Source organism: Cellulomonas sp. T2.31MG-18, assembly GCF_964266755.1.
Lineage (GTDB): Bacteria > Actinomycetota > Actinomycetes > Actinomycetales > Cellulomonadaceae > Cellulomonas.
Window position 1 is genome coordinate 1,463,395 of record NZ_CAXWGW010000001.1, and the last position, 17,071, is coordinate 1,480,465.

Genomic DNA, 17,071 nt, shown 5'->3' on the forward strand with positions numbered 1-17,071 from the left:
GGAGCGCTGATCGGCCCGGCTCGGGTGCGACCACGCCGGCGGGCTCAACGGCTGGTCGCCACGAGCCGATGGTGACGCTGTGGCGCCGATCCCGGACGACTTGCCCCGCTCACCCAGCGGTCGTCTCCCGCAGTGGGTGATCGACGAGGCCGCAGGGAACGCCACCCAGCCAACCGGGTGGCGGATGGCCGAACCGCTCCCGGTGGTGCCGTCCCGCAAGACCGCACGCCGCGGGGCGCGGGCAGCGGCCACGGTCCTCGTGGTGTTCGCCGTCCTAGGTGGCGGCTGGTGGCTGGTGACGGGCGACCACCCGGCGGCTGTGCTGACCGCCGCCGCCTCGCGCCCGCACGGAGCGGTAGGCCGGGTTCCTGCGCCTTCGGCGACCGCGGTGCAGCTGGCTGACGCGGCGCACCTGTCGTCCCAGGGCCGTGCGATCTTCTATGGCACAGCCCCGCGCGTGCTGGACGCCAAGAGCTTTGCCGGCCAGTGCGTGAACGCCCCCACGATGGCCGTGCTCGCTGACGGGGCGGTCGGCTGCTACCTGACGGGTCTGAACAAGATCGTCGTCTACGAGCCCGCCGATCCGCGGCTGCACGGGTTCGCGGTGCTGACCGTCGCCCACGAGACGTTGCACGCGGCGTGGGAGACGCTCACGGCGGGGGAACGGGACCGGCTGGTTCCTCTTCTCGAGGCGGCCGTGGCGCCGTTCCCGGCGGACAGCACCGTGCAGAAGGAGCTCGCCGGCTCCGTGGGCTCCCACCCGCAGAACCGTCCGACGGAGATGTTCGCCTACGTCGGCACCCTCGTTGCGCCTGGCGGCGGGGTCGACCCCGTGCTGGAGGCCGTCTACACCCGGTTCATCGCGGACCGGACCGCGCTCGTCGCCGTGAACACCGCCGACCTGGCTCTGCTCGACGGCATGAACGCCGCGATCCAGCAAGCATCGACGGCCCTCGCGGTGAGTGAGACGAAGAACGCGCAGGACCGCGCCCAGCAGGCGGCCGACGCCGCGTCGGTGGCGTTCTACCAACGGGCGTACGACGCGAAGGTCGCCGAGGTCGCCGCGATGGCCCCCACGACTCGTAACGGACTCCAGCTGTCGTGGACGTGGTGGGACGGCACCAGGCTGCCGTTGGCGCCGGCGCAGCAGACGTTGTCCGCCGCTGCAGCTCTGCTGACGCGCGACCACGCTGCCCTGTCCCAGCGGGCGACCGCGACCGCTGCCGCTGAAGCGGCAGCGGCTACGGAGCGCGTCCGGATCCAGGGCCTCATCGACGACCTCAACCGCCTGCAGACCCAGCTCGACCCGGCGAAGGCCGCGGTGAGCTGACCACCGGACGGGACCGGCACGGGGCGTGGGGGCACGACGGCGCGCGGCGGTCGGGCCCCGGCCGACGTCTGCGGCGCGGCAGCGCAGGCCTGCGAGGGCCACCGCGGCTCGTCGGACACCTGCCGGGACGGGATCAGGCGTCGGCGGGTGGCCGCGTCTGCCGTTCGTGGGGGAACAGGACAGGGCTGAGCACGTAGGGCCGTCGGTCGGGTGCGGGCTCGTTGGCCATGGAGCCGCGCAGCACGTCGACCATCTCGCCCAGCAGCTCGGCGAGCTCGGTGGGACTCAGCCACAGCACCGCCTGGCGGTAGCCGACCTGGTCGGCGACGGGATCGGCGTCAGCACCGTCCAGGTAGGCGTTGAACTCGGCGATCAGGACCGCCATCGCAGCGGCGAACCCGCGGCGGTGGTCCTCGACCGTCATCTCCGCTGCCAGGTCGGCGCCGATGCGTGGACGCTCCGGGAGCAGTCGGTAGCGGCGTTCGACGGCGCCTCGGACGCGCTCCTCGCCGGAAACCTCGATGTAGCCGGCGTCCAGCAGCAGCGCGAGCTGCCGGTAGACGGTCACGCGGGACACGTCGCTGATGCGCTCGCACAGCTGCCTGGTGGTCAGCTCCGACACGCCCGACAGGGCCGCGACGATCCGCAGTCGCACCGGGTGGAGCAGGACCTCCGTGGCGTTCACCTGTCAATGGTGTCATAGTTGCGACCGGTATCGAAGATGAAACTGATCGAGGAGGCGGCCGTGCGCGATGTCCCGGGTCGGCTGGAGGCGGTGAACGGCCGCAGCGTCTACGTCGAGGAGTCGGGGAACGGCGAGGACTGGGTCGTCTTCGAGTCCGGAGCGGGCGCCGGGCGGACCTGCTGGGATCCCGTCCTGCCGCTGCTCCCGGACACCGCCCGCCTGGTCGCCTACGACCGCGCGGGACGTCCACGAACGGAACCGGTCGCCGGGGCCCTGAGCATCGATCAGATGGCGGACGACCTCGTCGCCATGACCGAGCTGGTCGTCCCGCGCCCCTTCGTGCTCGTCGCGCACAGCATGGGGGGCCTGGTCGCGCGCCGCGCGGCCGAGCGCCTCGGCTCGCGGCTGCGCGGACTGCTCCTGGTCGATCCCACACCCGAGACTTCGCCGATGTACGACGACTGGGACGCGAGAGTGGCGAAGGCCGACCGCATGATGGCCGTGATGCAGGTGCTCACCCACGTCCGGGCGCTGCGGCGACTGTTCACCGGGAACCTGCGCGCCGGCTACTCGCCTGACACCTGCCAGGCGATCGTCGACGAGGACTTCACCCCGGCCGGGACGGCGCAGACCCGCAAGGAGCTGCAGGCGGTGGCCGACGGGATCCGCGACGTCCGCCGGCGGCCGCCGGCCCCGCCGGCGTGTCCGGTCATCGTGCTCGCGGCGGCTCGCCCCGTGCGACGCAAGCCGCACGAGATCGCGTTCGTCGCGTCCGCGCAGGAGCACGACCGGCTGTACGTCCAGTCGTTGCCCGACGCGAGGTTCGAGGCGGTGGACTCGGCCCACCTCATGCAGGCCGAACGGCCGCAGGTCATCGCGGCGTCAGTCCGAGAGCTCCTCGCGCGCGCCGAGGCGCACGAGGCGGAGTGAGCGGCGAGTCTGCCCGCGTCACGTCACGGGTCCGTCGAGGTACTCGTCCTGCCGAACCAGGGTGACCAGGTTGTCGAGCAGCTGCTCCCAGCCGATGCCGAGGCCGCCGATCGCCGCCTCGGCGCCGGGGCGCACGTCGGTCGGGCTGACGGTGAGCTGCACGTCGGTGCCGCCGGCGGCCGCGGACAGGCGGACGTCGTGGCGGGCGACGAACAGCGGTTCGCCGTCCGGGCCGGCAGGGTCGAGGGTGAAGGTGAGCTGCCGTGGTGCGTCCGCGGTCACGACGTGACCGGCGGCGCGGTGCAGGGCGCCGTCGCCCTCTTGCAGCACCAGCTCGACGACCCCTCCGGCGTGGGCCTCGAGGCGGAACCGCTCGACGGTGAAGTGCCGTGGGTGCCACCAGTGGGCCGCCAGGGCAGGGTCGGTGAAGGCACGCCACACGGTGGCCGGACCGGCGGGCACCGCGCGCCGGACGGTGACGGGCGCCGGCACCGACGCTGCGCGGATCGCAGCGCCGTACCGTGCGAGCGCGGCGTCGTCCGGACCCGGGACGGCGAGGTCGTCGGCCCAGCGCGCGACGTCGGCGAGGCCCGACCGGTCCAGCGCGCACACCTTGCGCCGACCCAGGCGGTGCACCTGCACCAGGCCGGCACGCTCCAGCGTCTGCAGGTGCTTGGTCACCTGCGGTTGACGCAGGCCCAGGGACGCGGCGATCTCGCCGACCGTGCGGGGCTGGCGGCCCAGCAGCTCGACGATCCGCAGCCGGTTGGGTTCGCCGAGCGCCACGAGCACGGTCACGTCCACGTGCTCAGTGTGCCCTGACTTACATTCTCGAACAAGAATATGTTCGCCACCATGACGACCCATCGCCTCGAGGACACCTATCCGACCGACCCCGCCACCATCTGGAGGCTGTGGACCACCCCGAGCGGCATCGCCCGCTGGTGGGCGCCCGACGGGTTCACCACGAGCGTCGACACGCTCGACCTGAGAGAGGCCGGCGAGCTCGTCTACACGATGACCGCCACCGCGCCGGAGGCGGTCGCCTTCATGCAGGCGGCCGGCATGCCGTTGTCCACCGTGTCCCGCAAGCGGTTCACCGCGGTGGAGGAGCCGACGCGGCTGGCGTACCAGTCCCTGGTCGACTTCGTGCCTGGCCACGACCCGTACGAGTTCGGCACCGAGGTGGTGCTGACACCGACCGACGGTGGTACGCACGTGGTGATGACGGTCGAGGCGCTGCACGACGAGGTCTGGACGCAGCGCCTCCTCGAGGGGCGCACCAACGAGCTGGCCAACCTGGACCGGGTCGTCCGCGCCGCGTGATGCTTGGCGGCGTCCATCGTCAGGACCGAGAGGTCGCGTGCGGCGGCCGCACCACCCAGGGGAGCGGGGTACTCATGAGCGTCAGGTTCGAGAACGTCGGCATCGCGGTGCGCGACCTCGACGAGGCCATCACCTTCTTCACCGCGCTCGGCCTGGGCGTCGTGGGCCGGGACACCATCAGTGGGGAATGGGCCGACACCGCGGTCGGGCTGGACGGCAACCACGTGAAGATCGCCGTGCTCCAGACGCCCGACGGCAATCCGTGCGTCGAGCTGTTCGAGTACCTCCACCCCGACGCCATCCAGACCGAACCGACGCTTCCCAACGAGATCGGGATGCATCGCGTCGCGTTCTCGGTGGAGGACCTGGACCGCGCGGTCGAGGTCGCGGCGACGCTCGGGTACCACCCGCTGCGGGGCATCGCCACGTATGGCGAGGTCTACAAGCTCACCTACCTGCGCGGCCCCAGCGGCATCCTGGTGATGCTGGCCCAGGAGCTGACGCGCAGCTAGGCGCGCCGCGTGGGCGGGTGATTCTTGGTCACCTGTCCAGAACTTCTTCTTCCGGTCCTGCGTCGGCCGATCGGGACGTTCGAGGGGTCTGCGTCCGGCGGCCCTCGGACGGGGGGAAGCCGTGGATCGGCCAGCGCCCGGGACAGGTGTTCCGCGTGACGTCGTGTCGCGGGGACGGGCGGTGCTGGCCCGGCGTGGGCAGACGTCGCCGCCCGAGCCGCCGGACACCGTCGTCCCGGCCCCACGTCCGCAGCAGGACGTCGAGCGGGCGGACGCCGCGCGAGCCGGTGGACCGGCGGAGACCGGGGCGTTCGCGCGGCTGGCCGGGCTGACGGTCTTCGGCCTCGCGGCCGTCGCGGGGACGCTCCTCCTGATCACGGCGAGCGCGATCGGCAACCCGGTGCAGATGGCGCCCATGGAGGGTCACCTGCTCGGCCTGTGGCGGGTGCTCTACGCGACCGAGGCGCCGTCGGTGCCGGTGGCGCTCGCGGCCGTGGCGCTCGCGGTGCTGCTGGCGGTGGGGGTCGCGGTCGTCGAGCTGCGCATCGCCAACCGAGCGCGTCGCTCCGCCGACGGTCTGGGACATCCGCTCGCCCCGAAGCCGGTGATGGCCCGGACCGCGGGTGTCTTCGCCGGGCCGGTGACCGTCACCGTGCTCATCCCGGCGCACGACGAGGAGGCGTCCCTGCCGCAGACCCTCGCCTCGCTGGTGGACCAGCCTCGCCCGCCCGAGCGGATCGTGGTGATCGCGGACAACTGCACCGACGCCACCGTGCAGGTCGCGCGCCGTGCCGGGGTCGAGGTGGTCGAGACGGTCGCGAACACCCAGAAGAAGGCCGGCGCGCTCAACCAGGTGCTGCGCGAGGTGCTCCCCGGGCAGGGCGACAACGACGTGGTCATGGTGGTGGACGCAGACACCCGCCTGGACCCGGGGTTCCTCGAGGAGGCGGTCGCGCAGTTCACGGCCGACCGGGCGCTGATGGCCGTCGGGGGCCTGTTCTACGGCGAGGAGGGTGCCGGCGTGCTGGGCCAGTTCCAGCGCAACGAGTACAGCCGGTACAGCCGGGACATCCGTCGGCGCCGCGGACGGGTGTTCGTGCTGACGGGGACCGCGTCGATGTTCCGGCCTGCGGCCCTGCGGACGGTGGCGGAGCAGCGCGGCACCTCGTTGCCCGGCACGCCGGGGGACGTGTACGACACGGCCGCGCTGACCGAGGACAACGAGCTGACCATCGCGCTGAAGTCCCTGGGCGCGCTGATGATCTCGCCGGCGGCGTGCACCGTGGTCACCGAGGTGATGCCGACGTGGCGGGCCCTGTGGCGGCAGCGGCTGCGGTGGCAGCGCGGCGCGCTGGAGAACCTCGCGGCCTACGGGTTGACCCCCACCACGCTCCGGTACTGGTCCCAGCAGCTCGGCATCGGGTACGGGGTGATGGCGCTCGCGGCGTACGGGCTGCTGTGCGCGGTGACCGTGCTGTCCGTCGACAGGTGGGTGTGGTTCCCGTTCTGGATGGGCATGGGCGTGCTGTTCGCCGTGGAGCGGGTGGTGACGGTGTGGGCCGGTGGCTGGCGGGCTCGCGGGCTCGCGGCCCTGCTGCTGCCCGAGCTGGTGTTCGCCGCCTTCCTCGACGTGGTGTACGTGCGTGGCGTCGTCGACATCCTGCTGGGGCGGCGGGCCGGCTGGAACCACGTGGTGCACACCGCCCCGGCCCCGGTGCCCGCGGCCGACGTCCCGGTGGGGGCGGCGTGGTGACGGCCGTCCACGCGGCGATGCTCCCCGTGGGGGTGCTGCTGCCCGAGCGCCTGCTGCACTCGTCCGGCTTCGAGATCCTGGCGACGTTCGTGGCCCTCAACACGCTGATGTACGCCACGCTCGCGGTGCTCAAGGTGCTGCCGAAGGGCCATGCGCTGCGCCGGTGGACGTCGCGGCAACGAGACCGGGTGGGCGCCGGGGCGCCGCACCGGCCGACGGGCTCGCGCGCGCCCGGCCGGGTCTCGCGGCCCCGCGGTCGGGACCGGCGCGCCGCGGACCGGAGCATCTACGCCGCTCTGCCCGCGGCAGTCGTCTCGGGATCGCAGCCCGCCGGACCCCCGGCCCCGACCTCGGATCGGTAGGCGGGGCCACCGCCGTCGGTCAGGGCCTCCCGCGCCGGGCCGCAGCCGGTACGACGAGCGCGGCGGCGGTCAGCACGGCCAGGGCGACCAGGACGGCACCATCGCGCATCGCCGCGGCATAGGTGCCGGAGACGGCCAGGACCAGGCTCATGCCGAGCGCGCCCCCGAGCTGGTGGACCGAGCTGACCACGCCGGAGGCGGCGCCGGCCTGCGTCGGGTCGACGCGGGCGATGCCGGAGGAGGTGAGCGGTCCGAACGCCAGCCCCTGGCCGGCGCCGACCAGCACCATGGGCAGGGCGACACCCGGCAGGTAGGTGCTGCTCGGGCCGACCAGACCGAGTGCCGCGGTGCCGACGGCCGCCAGCGCCAGGCCGGTGACCAGGAGCACCGCGGCGGGCACCCGGCGCTGCAGCCGCGTGACGGAGACCGCGACGGCGAAGTTCACCGTGGTCATCGGGAAGAAGCCGAGCCCCGCGGCGAGCGCCGACCAGCCCCACCGGGCCTGCATGAACTGGCTGGTGAACACGAAGAACCCCATCATCGAGCCCATGAACAGCGCACGGGCGACGTAGGCGCCGGCGTGCTCGCGGTCGCGGAAGAGCCCGAGCACCAGCACGGGCTGGGCGGCCGACCGCTCGACGAGCACCAGGCCGGCGACGAGCAGCACGCCCACCAGCATCGCGAGCAGCACCGCGGGGTCGGTCCAGCCGCGCTCCCCGACACGCACCAGCGCGTACACGACCGCCGCGGGTCCGGCCGTCGCGAGCACAGCCCCGGGCAGATCCAGCCGTCCGCGCGACCGCGGCGTCTCGGGCAGCACGCGCAGGCCGGCGACGAGCATCGCGATCCCGATCGGCACGTTGATCAGGAAGCCGGCCCGCCACGTCACCAGGTCGGCCAGCAGCCCGCCGGCGACCAGGCCGACACTCGCCCCGATGCCGGCCACCGCGCCGTACGCCGTCGTCGCCCTGGTCCGCCGCGGCCCGTCGGGGAAGGAGGCCGTGAGCAGCGCGAGCGTCGAGGGCGCCAGGACGGCGGAGCCCAGCCCCTGCGCAGCTCGTGCCGCGACCAGCAGGGCTCCGGTCGGGGCGAGGCCCACGCCGGCGGAGGCGAGCGTGAACACCACCAGGCCGACGACGAACGTGCGGCGCCGGCCCAGCAGATCGCCGGCCCTCGCGCCGAGCAGCAGGAGCCCACCGAAGGCCAGCAGGTACGCGTTCACCACCCACGCGAGCGACCCGCGGGTCATCGCGAGGTCCGCGGCGATGTGCGGCAGGCCGGTGATCACGATCGAGTTGTCGAGCACCACCATGAAGTAGCCCACGAGGACGATCCCGAGCACCGCACGGGGGTGCGGTGGGGCGTCCCCCACCCGAGGTGCCAGGGGTGCCGAGCTGAGCTGGTCCTGCGTCGTCGTCATGGCGCCAAGGCAACGACGGCCCCGCACGGCGGGGGAGGGCGGGCCGTTCCGGGTAACGCCCGTACCTCCCAGCCGGTCCGGGCGGACCGTACCGTCGGCCCATGGACCTGAGAGCCGAGACCCGGGAGTTCCTCAGAAGCCGCCGGGCCCGGATCTCGCCGCAGCAGGCGAACCTGCCGGCGTACGGGCGCACCCGGCGCGTGCCCGGGCTCCGGCGCGAGGAGGTCGCGATGCTCGCCGGCGTGAGCATCGACTACTACACGCGGATGGACCGGGGATACCTGGCCGGCGTGTCGGACGAGGTGCTGGAGTCCCTCGCGCAGGCCCTGCAGCTCGACGACGCCGAGCGCGGCCACCTGCTCGACCTGGCGCGGGCGGCCAACGCCTCCGGTGCCGCTCGCTCCCGCGCCCGCCGGGCACCGGCGCCCGCAGTGCGCCCCGAGGTGGCTCGCATCCTCGAGGTGATCGACTCACCGGCGTTCGTCCGCAACGGCGTGCTCGACGTGCTGGGCGCCAACCTGCTCGGCCGCGCGCTGTACGCGCCGCTCTACGACTCGCCGACCCACGGTCCGGGACACCCGGTGAACGTCGCCCGCTTCCAGTTCCTCGACCCGGCCGCCGCCGCGGCGTTCTCCGGGGACAGGCTCGAGCAGCTGGCGCACGACGCCGTCGCCAGCCTGCGCGCCGAGGCCGGCCGCAACCCCTACGACCGACGACTGACCGACCTGGTCGGGGAGCTGTCCACCCGCAGCGAGGACTTCCGGCGCCTGTGGGCGTCGCACGACGTGCGGCACAACCGGTCCGGCAGCAAGGTGTTCCAGCACCCGGCCGTCGGCCGCCTCGAGCTGGACTACGAGGTGCTGGTCCTACCCGCCGACCCGGGTCTGCAGCTGAACGTCTACACCGCCGCGCCGGGCTCGGCGTCCGACGACGGCCTGCGGCTGCTCGCCTCGTGGGCCGCCACGGCCTTCACCGCGGAGCTGGAGAACCGCCCGGCCGGTCCGACCGGTGTCGCCTCCCGGTAGCGCCGCCGGCAGTCAGGAGCGGAAGGCGTCCCAGAGGCCGAGCAGGTACTGGGTGCCCAGCGCCCTGTCGTACAGGCCGTAGCCCGGCCGCGGCCGACGGGTCGTGTTCTCGTCCCACAGGTGCCGACCGTGGTCGGGCCGCACGTAGCCGGTGAAGCCCGCCTCGGCGTAGGCCTTCATGATCCCGATCGTGTCGACGGAGCCCTCGGACGCGCGGTGGCCGACCTCGGTGAAGCTGCCGCCGGGCAGGTGCTTGATGTTGCGGACGTGCGTGAAGTGGATCCGGTCCATGAACGTGCGCACCGCGTCCACGGCGTCGGCCTCGGGATTCGACGAGAAGCTGCCGAGGCACAGCGTCAGGCCGTTGTAGACGCTGTCGTTCAGGGAGAGCACGGTTGCCAGGTCGTCCTTGGTGGAGACCACGCGCGGCCAGCCGAACAGGTCGAAGGCCGGGTCGTCCGGGTGGACGCCGAGCTTGACGTCGTACTCCTCGCAGGTGGGGATCACCGCGTCGAGGAAGTACTTGTAGTGCGCGTACATGTCCCCGTGGGTCACGCCCTGGTAGGCCTCGTTCAGCTCCGCGAAGTGCGCGAGGCGCTCGGGCTCCCAGCCGGGCATCGTCAGGGCGCCCGTGCCGGCCGCCATGTCGGCGATCAGCTTCTCCGGGGTCAGCCCGTCGACGACCTTCTGGTCGTAGAACAGGGCGGTGGACCCGTCCGGCAGCGGGTGGAACAGGTCGGTGCGCAGCCAGTCGAAGACGGGCATGAAGTTGTAGCAGACGACCTTCACGCCGGCCCGGCCCAGGCGCTCGATCGTCGTGACGTAGTTCGCGATCGCCTCGTCGCGGCTCATGCCCAGGACGGTGGTGCCGAGCTTGATCGACTCGTGCACGTTGACCGACTCGACGACCTCCGCGTCGAGCGTCTTGGTGACCCCGCGGGAACGGTGCTCGTCGGTCAGCCCGGTGATCGTCGCGATCTCCGCCGCGATCTCCGCCTCCTCCCAGACCTCGCCGGCCTGCTTGTGGTGCAGCGACCAGACGACGGTCTGCACGCCGGGGATCTGGCGGATGTCGTCGAGGGAGACGGTGTCGTTCCCCTCGCCGTACCAGCGGAAACCCATCTTCATGTCCGCTCCTGTGCGGGTAGGTCACCGGACGGTGCCGGCGAGCGCGTCGGTCGACCGGCCGGCTCCCGCGGCGACGGTGCGGCGGCCTGACGGAGCACGGACGACCGGTGCCGATACTGCCCCGAACGGACGGCCCGGGGCCAGGCGCCGCACGTGGAGGCCGTCGTGCGCCTGCACATGGTCGGCGCAACACCTGCGCCGGACGTGCCCAGCCGGCTCCTCGCGCCCCGACAGGAGCCTCAGACCCGGCACCTAGACTCCGCGCGTGGACCACATCAGCTACTTCCAGGCCGTCGTCATCGGGCTGCTGCAGGGCGTGACCGAGCTGTTCCCCATCTCGAGCCTGGGTCACTCGATCCTGGTGCCGGCGTGGATCGGGGGAAGCTGGACGGCGCTGGTGACGGACCAGTCGAAGGCCGAGTCGCCCTACCTGGCGTTCATCGTGGCGCTGCACGTGGCGACCGCCCTCGCGCTCGTCGCCCTGTTCTGGCGGGACTGGGTCGGCATCGTCCGCGGGTTCTTCACCTCGCTGGTGCACCGTCGCATCGAGACCACGCACGAGCGGCTGGCCTGGCTGATCGTGGTCAGCACCATCCCGGCGGGGCTCCTCGGCCTGGTGCTGGAGCACCCGCTGCGCACGCTGTTCGCCAAGCCGCTGTTCGCTGCCGTGTTCCTGACCCTGAACGGCCTGGTCCTGTTCGCCGCCGAGCGGCTGCGCCGGCGGGCGCCGAGGCACCGCCCGGCACCGGACGCGGTCGACGCCGAGGGCCCCGTGCCGGGTCTGGACGTCGCGATGACGCAGCAGGTGAGCGTGCGGGACGCCGGGGTGATCGGCCTGCTGCAGAGCGGCGCGCTGCTGGCGGGCATCAGCCGGTCCGGCATCACCATGGCGGGCGGTCTGCTGCGCGGGCTGACGCACGAGGAGGCCGTGCGGTTCGCCTTCCTGCTGGCGACGCCGATCATCCTCGCGGCCGGCGTCCTCAAGGTGCCGGACCTGATGGGACCGCTCGGCGAGGGCATCCGGGCGCAGAGCCTGGCCGGCGCCGGGGCGGCGTTCGTGGCGGCGCTCGCGGCAGCCACGTTCCTGCAGCGGTGGTTCAAGACGAGGACGCTCACGCCGTTCGCCGTGTACTGCCTGGTGGCCGGGGTGCTGTCGATCGTCCGGTTCGCCTGAGCGGGGCTCGCTCGGCGCTCGGCACGGCATCCGGACGTCCCGGCGTGCCGGACGCGCCCGGACGTACGGTGACCTGCGAGACGATCGACGGACGGAGGCGGCGGCCGTGAGCCCCCTGGAGACCGGGCGGTTCAAGGACCTGTTCCGTGGGCACCCTGCAGGCGTGGCCGTGGTCGGCCTGCGGGGACCGGACGGTGCCATGGTGGGGCTCACCGTCACCTCGGTGATCTCGGTCTCTGCCGAACCGCCGATCCTGGCGTTCTCGATCGCCTCGACGTCGTCGTCGTGGCCGGCGGTGCAGGCCGCCCGGACGCTGGCCGTCAGCTTCCTCGCCGACGACCAGCACGAGCTCGCGGCACGGTTCGCCCGGCACGGCATCGACCGGTTCGCCGACGGCGGGTGGCGCCAGCTGCCGACCGGCGAGCCGGTGGTCGAGGGCGCCGTGGCCTGGATCCAGGGCGAGGTGGTGCAGCGCGCGCCCGTGGGCAGCAGCTACCTGGTGGCGGTGCTCGCGCAGCACGCCTCCGACCGTGGGGACGGGCACCCCCTGGTCTACCGGGACCGGACGTACCACCGGCTGCGCGAGCGTCGCGAGCCCTGAGCAGATCCCCTGGTCGCGGGCCCGCGGACCGTCCGGGCGGGAGCGGGCGCACCCGCCGGGCAGGGCGGCGGCGGGCGTCGTCCGGTCGGTGCCGGGTAAGGTCGGGGCGCCCGCAGGGGAACCCGGGTTCGTCGAGCAGAGGGCAGAACGCGTGCGAAGGCTTCTCGGCACACTGACCGGCAAGGCGGTCGCCGCCGCGGTGCGGCTGCGCGGACGCAGCGCCGGGCAGGCGATGCCGGGCCGGGTGGTCGAGCGGCTGGTGCCGGGATACCTGGCCGCGGTGCTCGGTCAGCTGCCGCGTGGCGTGGTGATGGTGACCGGGACCAACGGCAAGACCACCACCACCAAGATGGTGGTCGAGGTGCTGCGGGCCAACGGGCTGCGCGTGCTGACCAACGCGACCGGCAGCAACATGACGCGCGGCATCATCAGCAGCGTCAGCCAGCAGGCGCACCTGACCGGCCGGCTGCCGTTCGACATCGCGGTGTTCGAGCTGGACGAGGCCTACGCCCCCCAGGTGGCGGCTGCCGCCCCGCCGGCGTGGGTGCTCGCGCTGAACGCCAGCCGCGACCAGCTGGACCGGTTCGGCGAGGTGGACACCGTCGCGCGGCTGATCACCAGCGCCATGCGCGCCGCGGGCACCGGCGTGGTGGTCAACGGCGACGACCCCCGCCTGTCCTCCGGCGCCCCGGGTGTCCGGGTGGAGCGGTTCGGGGTGGCACCGGACCTGCTGCGGTACTTCCCGCGGGACGACGAGCTGGTGCGCACCGGAACCGGTGCGGCGACGCACATGGCGCCCGCCACCCTGACGGGTGAGCTCGAGGAGGCGGCCCCGGTGCCGCCGGCGCCGGGGGTCGAGCTGCTCGCGTTCGACGGCGACCGCGCGCGCTACCGGGTGGGTGACCAGGAGCTCGACGCGCGGCTGCAGGTCACCGGTCAGCACAACTTCCAGAACGGCGCCGCCGCGCTGGCGCTGGTGCACGCCCTGCTGCCGGACGTCCCGGTGCGCACGCTGGTGGACCAGCTGGCCGACGTGCGGCCCGCGTTCGGCCGGGGCCAGGTGTACACGCTGCCGGGCGGCGCCCACGTCCAGCTGAACCTGGTCAAGAACCCCGCGAGCTTCCGGCAGGGGCTGGCCTCCTACGTGCGGGAGGGGACGACCGTCGTCGTCGCCGTGAACGACCTGGTCGCGGACGGGCGGGACCTGTCCTGGCTGTGGGACGTGGACTTCTCGCCGCTGGCCGGGCGGGAGGTGGCGATGACCACGGGGATCAGGGCGGTCGACATGGCCCTGCGGCTGCGGTACGACGACGTGCCCGTCGGGCGCATCGAGCCGGACCTGGAGGCGGCCGTGGCGGTCATCGCCGGAACACCGGGGGAGACGGTGGTCTTCTCCACCTACACCGCCATGCTGCGGCTGCACACCATGCTCTCGGCGTCGGCCGTGAAGGGGACGGTGACCGCACGATGACGCTGCACCTGGTGCACCTGTACCCGGACGAGATGAACACGTACGGGGACCGCGGCAACCGGCTGACGCTGCTGCAGCGGGCCCGGTGGCGCGGCCTCGACCCGGTGGTGCACTTCGTCGGCATCGGTGACGACCTCCCGGACGAGACCGACCTGGTGCTGGGCGGCGGCGGCCAGGACTCGGCGCAGGCGGACATCCAGGCGGACGTGCTGCGCAAGGGCGACCGGCTGCACCAGCTGGTCCGCGACGGCGTGCCGATGCTCATGGTGTGCGGCACGTACCAGCTGCTGGGCCGGCGGTTCCGCACGCACGAGGGCGAGGAGATCGCCGGCATCGGCGTCTTCGACGTGGAGACCATCGGCGGTGACCGCCGCCTGATCGGCAACGCGGCCGTGCAGACCGAGGCGTTCGGCACCCTCTACGGCTTCGAGAACCACAGCGGCCGCACCCGGCTGGGTGCCGACCAGCAGCCGCTGGGCCGGGTGCTGCGCGGCAACGGGAACAACGGGGAGGACGGCACCGAGGGCGCCCGCACGGGCAACGCGATCGGCACCTACCTGCACGGCCCCTTGCTGCCGGCGAACCCCGTGCTGGCCGACGCCCTGCTGTCCCTGGCGCTGGCGCGACGTGGTGAGCCGGCGCAGCTCGAGCCGATCGAGGAGCCGCTGGTCGAGCGGTCCCGCGCGGAGGCGGCGAACCGGGCGTACTGACCCGCTCGGCCCCGCGCGGGGCGGTCGCGGGGTTGGCAGCGCCGCCCGGTGGGAGGACGCTGGGAGCAGGACTCGCGCAGCGCGTGAGCAGGGAGTCAGCGATGACGACGACACCCGTTCCCCCGGCCGGACCGGCCCTCGAACCGTCCGGCGGCACACCCCCTCGCGGCCCGGTGCAGGCGCTCGCCGCCCTCGTGGCCGACGGCACGCTGAGCCGTGCCCAGGCGGACGCGGTGCTGACCGCGATCGCCGGTGCGGAGGTCGCTCCGCTCGGCACCTCGCCCGAGGTGGCGGCGGTGCCGGCCGCGGTCGCTGCCGCGCCACCCGCGGTCTCCGTCGCGGCGCCGGTCGCCCAGCCGGCCCCCGCGTGGCGCGGCCGGCTGCTCGAGGCCGGCGTGTACCTCGGCAGCGTCTTCGTGCTGGCCGCCGTCGCGCTGGTGGTGCAGCAGTCGTGGTCGACGATCTCCCGGGGCACGCAGCTGTTGCTCGCCGGCGGGCTCACCGCGCTGGCGGCGGTGGCCGGGCTGGCGGTCGGCTGGCCGGTGCGACCGCAGCGGGTCGGCGCCGACCGCCGGCACGCGGTGCGACGGCGGTCGGCGAGCGTGGTGCTCACCCTCGCGGTCGCCCTGGCGGCGGCCACCACCGTGCTGCTGGTCCGCGAGGCGCGGTGGTCCGGCGTCGTGGCCGCAGGCGTCGCGCTCGTCCTGATGCTCGCCGTGCACCTGGTGGCGCCGAGCGTGGTGGCCGAGCTGGCGGTGTTCGGTGCAGGCGCTGCTCTGATGGGGATGGTCCCGGACGCCGTGTGGCCGGCGCCGGGGTCCGAGGGCCCGGGCGACACCCACGACTTCGCGCGGACCGACCTGACGAGGGGCCTGCTGCTGTTCGGCTACGGGGTGGTCTGGGCGTGGCTGGTGTCGCGTCGGCTGCCGCACCGACAGCTCGGTGTGGCGCTCGGGCTGGTCGCGGCGGTGATCGGTGCCCCGACCACCGCCGGTCGGGGGATGCCCGTGGCGGCCGCGCTGCTCGGCCTCCTCGCCGTCGCCGCCGTGGTCACCTACCTGCGCGACCCCTTGTGGGCGTGGATGGTCGGCGCGGTCGGCGCCGCGTTCCTCGCCGTCGTGCTGATCGGGAACCGGACCATGGGACCCGCGCTGACCTTCCTCGTGGCCGGTGTGGTGCTGCTCGGCGGGACCGCAGCGGCGGTGGTCGTGGGCCGCCGTCGGGCGGCTCGGGCCGGCGACCGCGGGGCGCCCTGACGGGCGACCCGGGCCCGGTGGTCGGTCGGTCCGGGGAGCGAGGGGTGGGTGCCATGCCCGTCGGGACGCTGCTCGCGGGGGCCGCCGACGTGGTGCGGCTGCTCGACGCCCCGGCCGGCGCCTACGTGCACGTCCCGTTCTGCTCGTCCATCTGCCCGTTCTGCCCCTACGACAAGGTGCGGCTGGGCGACGTGCCTGCGATGCCGTACCTGGAGGCGCTCCGGCGGGAGGTCGACGCGGTCGTCGACGCGCACACCGCCCGGTTCGGGTCGTTCACCTCGCTGTACGTCGGGGGCGGGACGCCCACGCTGTTCCCCGAGGTGCTGGCCGACCTGGTCGAGCGCGTGCCGACGGCGGGGCGCCGAGCCGTCGAGGTGCTGCCGACGCACGCCACGCCCGCACGGCTCGACGCGCTGGCCGCCGCGGGGTTCGACGCGGTCAGCATCGGTGCGCAGTCGTTCCACGACCCGGTGCTGCGTCGGCTGGGTCGGCCGCACGACGCGGACGCCTCCCGCCGGGCGGTGCTGGCGGCAGTCGGGCGCTTCGCCGTGGTCGACGTGGACCTCATCGTCGACGTCGCCCTGCCGGGGTCGTCGCCGGCCGCCGCGACCGCTGTCCGCGCGTTCCTCGACGACGTCGCCTGGTGCTTCGAGACCGGTGCCGACCAGGTGTCGACGTACCCGTTGATGCGCTTCGGGTACACGCCGTTCGGCGTCGCGCGGCACGCCCGCCGCCGCGAGCACGCCGTGCTGTCGCAGGTGGCGGAGCTCGCCCGTCGCCTCGGGTACGAGCGCCGCTCGGTGTGGACGTTCAACCGCCTGGGCAGCCCGCCGTACACGTCGATCACCCGGCGCCGTTTCCTCGGCATGGGTGCCGGCGCCTCGTCGGTCACCGGCCGGGACCTGCTGGTGAACCACTTCGGCCTGGCGGCGTACGAGGCGGCGGTCGCCGCCGGCCGGGTGCCCGTCGCCCGGCGCTTCCACCTCGGCGCGCTCGGCGGCGCGGCGTACGAGGCGTTCTGGCAGGCGTACGCCGGTGCGGTCGACCCGGCCACCCTCACGGCGGCCTACGGCCTGGTGGGCGCCGGACCGGTGCGCGGTCTGACGGCGGTGGGCCGCGCCGCCGGGCTGGTCAGGTCGGACGACGGGCTGCTGCGGCTGACGCCGCGCGGCTACGACGTGTTCCACGATCTCGAGCGCGCGGTGACGTACGGGCTGATCGAACCGCTGTGGGCGCAGATGCTGCGTGAGCACGGGGACGTGGCGATGCAGCCGACGGCGGGCTGGGCCCGACCGGCCCGCGGGCGCAGCGGCCCGGTGTGGTGGCTGGCCCGGACGCTGACGGAACGCCGGGTGCTCGACGGTGCCCGGCCCGCTGAGAGGAGCTGA

General features: G+C 73.8%; 17 protein-coding genes. 13 read left to right on the plus strand and 4 right to left on the minus strand.

Annotation, left to right across the window (positions count from 1 at the left end):
* Window positions 1-184 precede the first annotated feature (184 nt).
* Window positions 185-1,330 (plus strand): hypothetical protein, encoded by a 1,146-nt coding sequence (locus tag ACFQTY_RS06780; RefSeq protein WP_291758910.1) that lies wholly within the window; start codon window positions 185-187, stop codon window positions 1,328-1,330.
* 133 nt (window positions 1,331-1,463) lie between these two features.
* On the opposite strand, the gene ACFQTY_RS06785 is transcribed toward ACFQTY_RS06780, so the two are convergent.
* Window positions 1,464-2,015: a helix-turn-helix domain-containing protein gene (locus ACFQTY_RS06785; protein WP_378098700.1), complete on the minus strand. Its 552-nt coding sequence runs from the start codon at window positions 2,013-2,015 to the stop codon at window positions 1,464-1,466.
* A gap of 60 nt (window positions 2,016-2,075) precedes the next feature.
* Between ACFQTY_RS06785 and ACFQTY_RS06790 the strand changes: the two genes are divergently transcribed.
* Entirely contained in the window at window positions 2,076-2,945 is an 870-nt protein-coding gene (locus ACFQTY_RS06790; protein ID WP_378098702.1) for an alpha/beta fold hydrolase, read from the plus strand.
* Between the two features lie 18 nt (window positions 2,946-2,963).
* On the opposite strand, the gene ACFQTY_RS06795 is transcribed toward ACFQTY_RS06790, so the two are convergent.
* Complete coding sequence (locus ACFQTY_RS06795; RefSeq protein ID WP_378098704.1) at window positions 2,964-3,749, minus strand: metalloregulator ArsR/SmtB family transcription factor; 786 nt, start codon at window positions 3,747-3,749, stop codon at window positions 2,964-2,966.
* Between the two features lie 51 nt (window positions 3,750-3,800).
* Between ACFQTY_RS06795 and ACFQTY_RS06800 the strand changes: the two genes are divergently transcribed.
* The 4 genes from ACFQTY_RS06800 to ACFQTY_RS06815 all read left to right on the plus strand — a co-directional run bounded on the left by ACFQTY_RS06800 (window position 3,801) and on the right by ACFQTY_RS06815 (window position 6,898).
* Window positions 3,801-4,271, plus strand: coding sequence for an SRPBCC domain-containing protein (locus ACFQTY_RS06800; RefSeq protein ID WP_291758898.1), 471 nt, complete (start codon window positions 3,801-3,803; stop codon window positions 4,269-4,271).
* Between the two features lie 74 nt (window positions 4,272-4,345).
* Complete coding sequence (locus ACFQTY_RS06805) at window positions 4,346-4,783, plus strand: VOC family protein (protein WP_378098707.1); 438 nt, start codon at window positions 4,346-4,348, stop codon at window positions 4,781-4,783.
* Window positions 4,784-4,964: 181 nt separating this feature from the next.
* On the plus strand, window positions 4,965-6,536 hold the full coding sequence (locus ACFQTY_RS06810; protein WP_378098709.1) for a glycosyltransferase: 1,572 nt from the start codon (window positions 4,965-4,967) through the stop codon (window positions 6,534-6,536).
* A complete protein-coding gene (locus ACFQTY_RS06815; RefSeq protein ID WP_378098711.1) occupies window positions 6,533-6,898 on the plus strand; it encodes a hypothetical protein in 366 nt (121 codons plus the stop codon). The genes ACFQTY_RS06810 and ACFQTY_RS06815 overlap by 4 nt, the downstream gene beginning before the upstream one ends.
* A 19-nt stretch (window positions 6,899-6,917) precedes the next feature.
* On the opposite strand, the gene ACFQTY_RS06820 is transcribed toward ACFQTY_RS06815, so the two are convergent.
* Complete coding sequence (locus tag ACFQTY_RS06820) at window positions 6,918-8,318, minus strand: MFS transporter (protein WP_378098713.1); 1,401 nt, start codon at window positions 8,316-8,318, stop codon at window positions 6,918-6,920.
* Window positions 8,319-8,419: 101 nt separating this feature from the next.
* Here ACFQTY_RS06820 and ACFQTY_RS06825 point away from each other — a divergent pair, with 101 nt between their 5' ends.
* Window positions 8,420-9,343 carry a helix-turn-helix transcriptional regulator gene (locus tag ACFQTY_RS06825; RefSeq protein ID WP_291758882.1) on the plus strand — a complete coding sequence of 308 codons (924 nt, stop codon included), beginning with the start codon at window positions 8,420-8,422 and terminating at the stop codon, window positions 9,341-9,343.
* Window positions 9,344-9,355: 12 nt separating this feature from the next.
* On the opposite strand, the gene ACFQTY_RS06830 is transcribed toward ACFQTY_RS06825, so the two are convergent.
* A complete protein-coding gene (locus tag ACFQTY_RS06830; protein ID WP_378098716.1) occupies window positions 9,356-10,471 on the minus strand; it encodes a mannonate dehydratase in 1,116 nt (371 codons plus the stop codon).
* Window positions 10,472-10,736: 265 nt separating this feature from the next.
* Between ACFQTY_RS06830 and ACFQTY_RS06835 the strand changes: the two genes are divergently transcribed.
* The 6 genes from ACFQTY_RS06835 to ACFQTY_RS06860 all read left to right on the plus strand — a co-directional run bounded on the left by ACFQTY_RS06835 (window position 10,737) and on the right by ACFQTY_RS06860 (window position 17,071).
* On the plus strand, window positions 10,737-11,645 hold the full coding sequence (locus tag ACFQTY_RS06835; protein ID WP_291758876.1) for an undecaprenyl-diphosphate phosphatase: 909 nt from the start codon (window positions 10,737-10,739) through the stop codon (window positions 11,643-11,645).
* Window positions 11,646-11,751: 106 nt separating this feature from the next.
* Window positions 11,752-12,246, plus strand: coding sequence for a flavin reductase family protein (locus tag ACFQTY_RS06840; RefSeq protein WP_378098718.1), 495 nt, complete (start codon window positions 11,752-11,754; stop codon window positions 12,244-12,246).
* A gap of 151 nt (window positions 12,247-12,397) precedes the next feature.
* Window positions 12,398-13,717: a MurT ligase domain-containing protein gene (locus ACFQTY_RS06845; protein ID WP_378098720.1), complete on the plus strand. Its 1,320-nt coding sequence runs from the start codon at window positions 12,398-12,400 to the stop codon at window positions 13,715-13,717.
* On the plus strand, window positions 13,714-14,427 hold the full coding sequence (locus ACFQTY_RS06850) for a type 1 glutamine amidotransferase (RefSeq protein WP_378098722.1): 714 nt from the start codon (window positions 13,714-13,716) through the stop codon (window positions 14,425-14,427). The genes ACFQTY_RS06845 and ACFQTY_RS06850 overlap by 4 nt, the downstream gene beginning before the upstream one ends.
* Before the next feature lie 101 nt (window positions 14,428-14,528).
* Window positions 14,529-15,683: a hypothetical protein gene (locus ACFQTY_RS06855; protein ID WP_378098724.1), complete on the plus strand. Its 1,155-nt coding sequence runs from the start codon at window positions 14,529-14,531 to the stop codon at window positions 15,681-15,683.
* A gap of 53 nt (window positions 15,684-15,736) precedes the next feature.
* The gene (locus tag ACFQTY_RS06860; protein ID WP_378098726.1) at window positions 15,737-17,071 is read left to right on the plus strand and encodes a radical SAM protein; all 1,335 of its coding nucleotides are present in this window, start codon (window positions 15,737-15,739) and stop codon (window positions 17,069-17,071) included.

Bases quoted from the DNA above. Each gene is read 5' to 3' on its own strand.
- ACFQTY_RS06780 (WP_291758910.1), top strand. From the start codon at position 185: ATGGCCGAACCGCTCCCGGTGGTGCCGTCCCGCAAGACCGCACGCCGC.
- ACFQTY_RS06860 (WP_378098726.1), top strand. From the start codon at position 15,737: ATGCCCGTCGGGACGCTGCTCGCGGGGGCCGCCGACGTGGTGCGGCTG.
- ACFQTY_RS06825 (WP_291758882.1), top strand. From the start codon at position 8,420: ATGGACCTGAGAGCCGAGACCCGGGAGTTCCTCAGAAGCCGCCGGGCC.
- ACFQTY_RS06855 (WP_378098724.1), top strand. From the start codon at position 14,529: ATGACGACGACACCCGTTCCCCCGGCCGGACCGGCCCTCGAACCGTCC.
- ACFQTY_RS06820 (WP_378098713.1), bottom strand. From the start codon at position 8,318: ATGACGACGACGCAGGACCAGCTCAGCTCGGCACCCCTGGCACCTCGG.
- ACFQTY_RS06850 (WP_378098722.1), top strand. From the start codon at position 13,714: ATGACGCTGCACCTGGTGCACCTGTACCCGGACGAGATGAACACGTAC.
- ACFQTY_RS06830 (WP_378098716.1), bottom strand. From the start codon at position 10,471: ATGAAGATGGGTTTCCGCTGGTACGGCGAGGGGAACGACACCGTCTCC.
- ACFQTY_RS06800 (WP_291758898.1), top strand. From the start codon at position 3,801: ATGACGACCCATCGCCTCGAGGACACCTATCCGACCGACCCCGCCACC.
- ACFQTY_RS06805 (WP_378098707.1), top strand. From the start codon at position 4,346: ATGAGCGTCAGGTTCGAGAACGTCGGCATCGCGGTGCGCGACCTCGAC.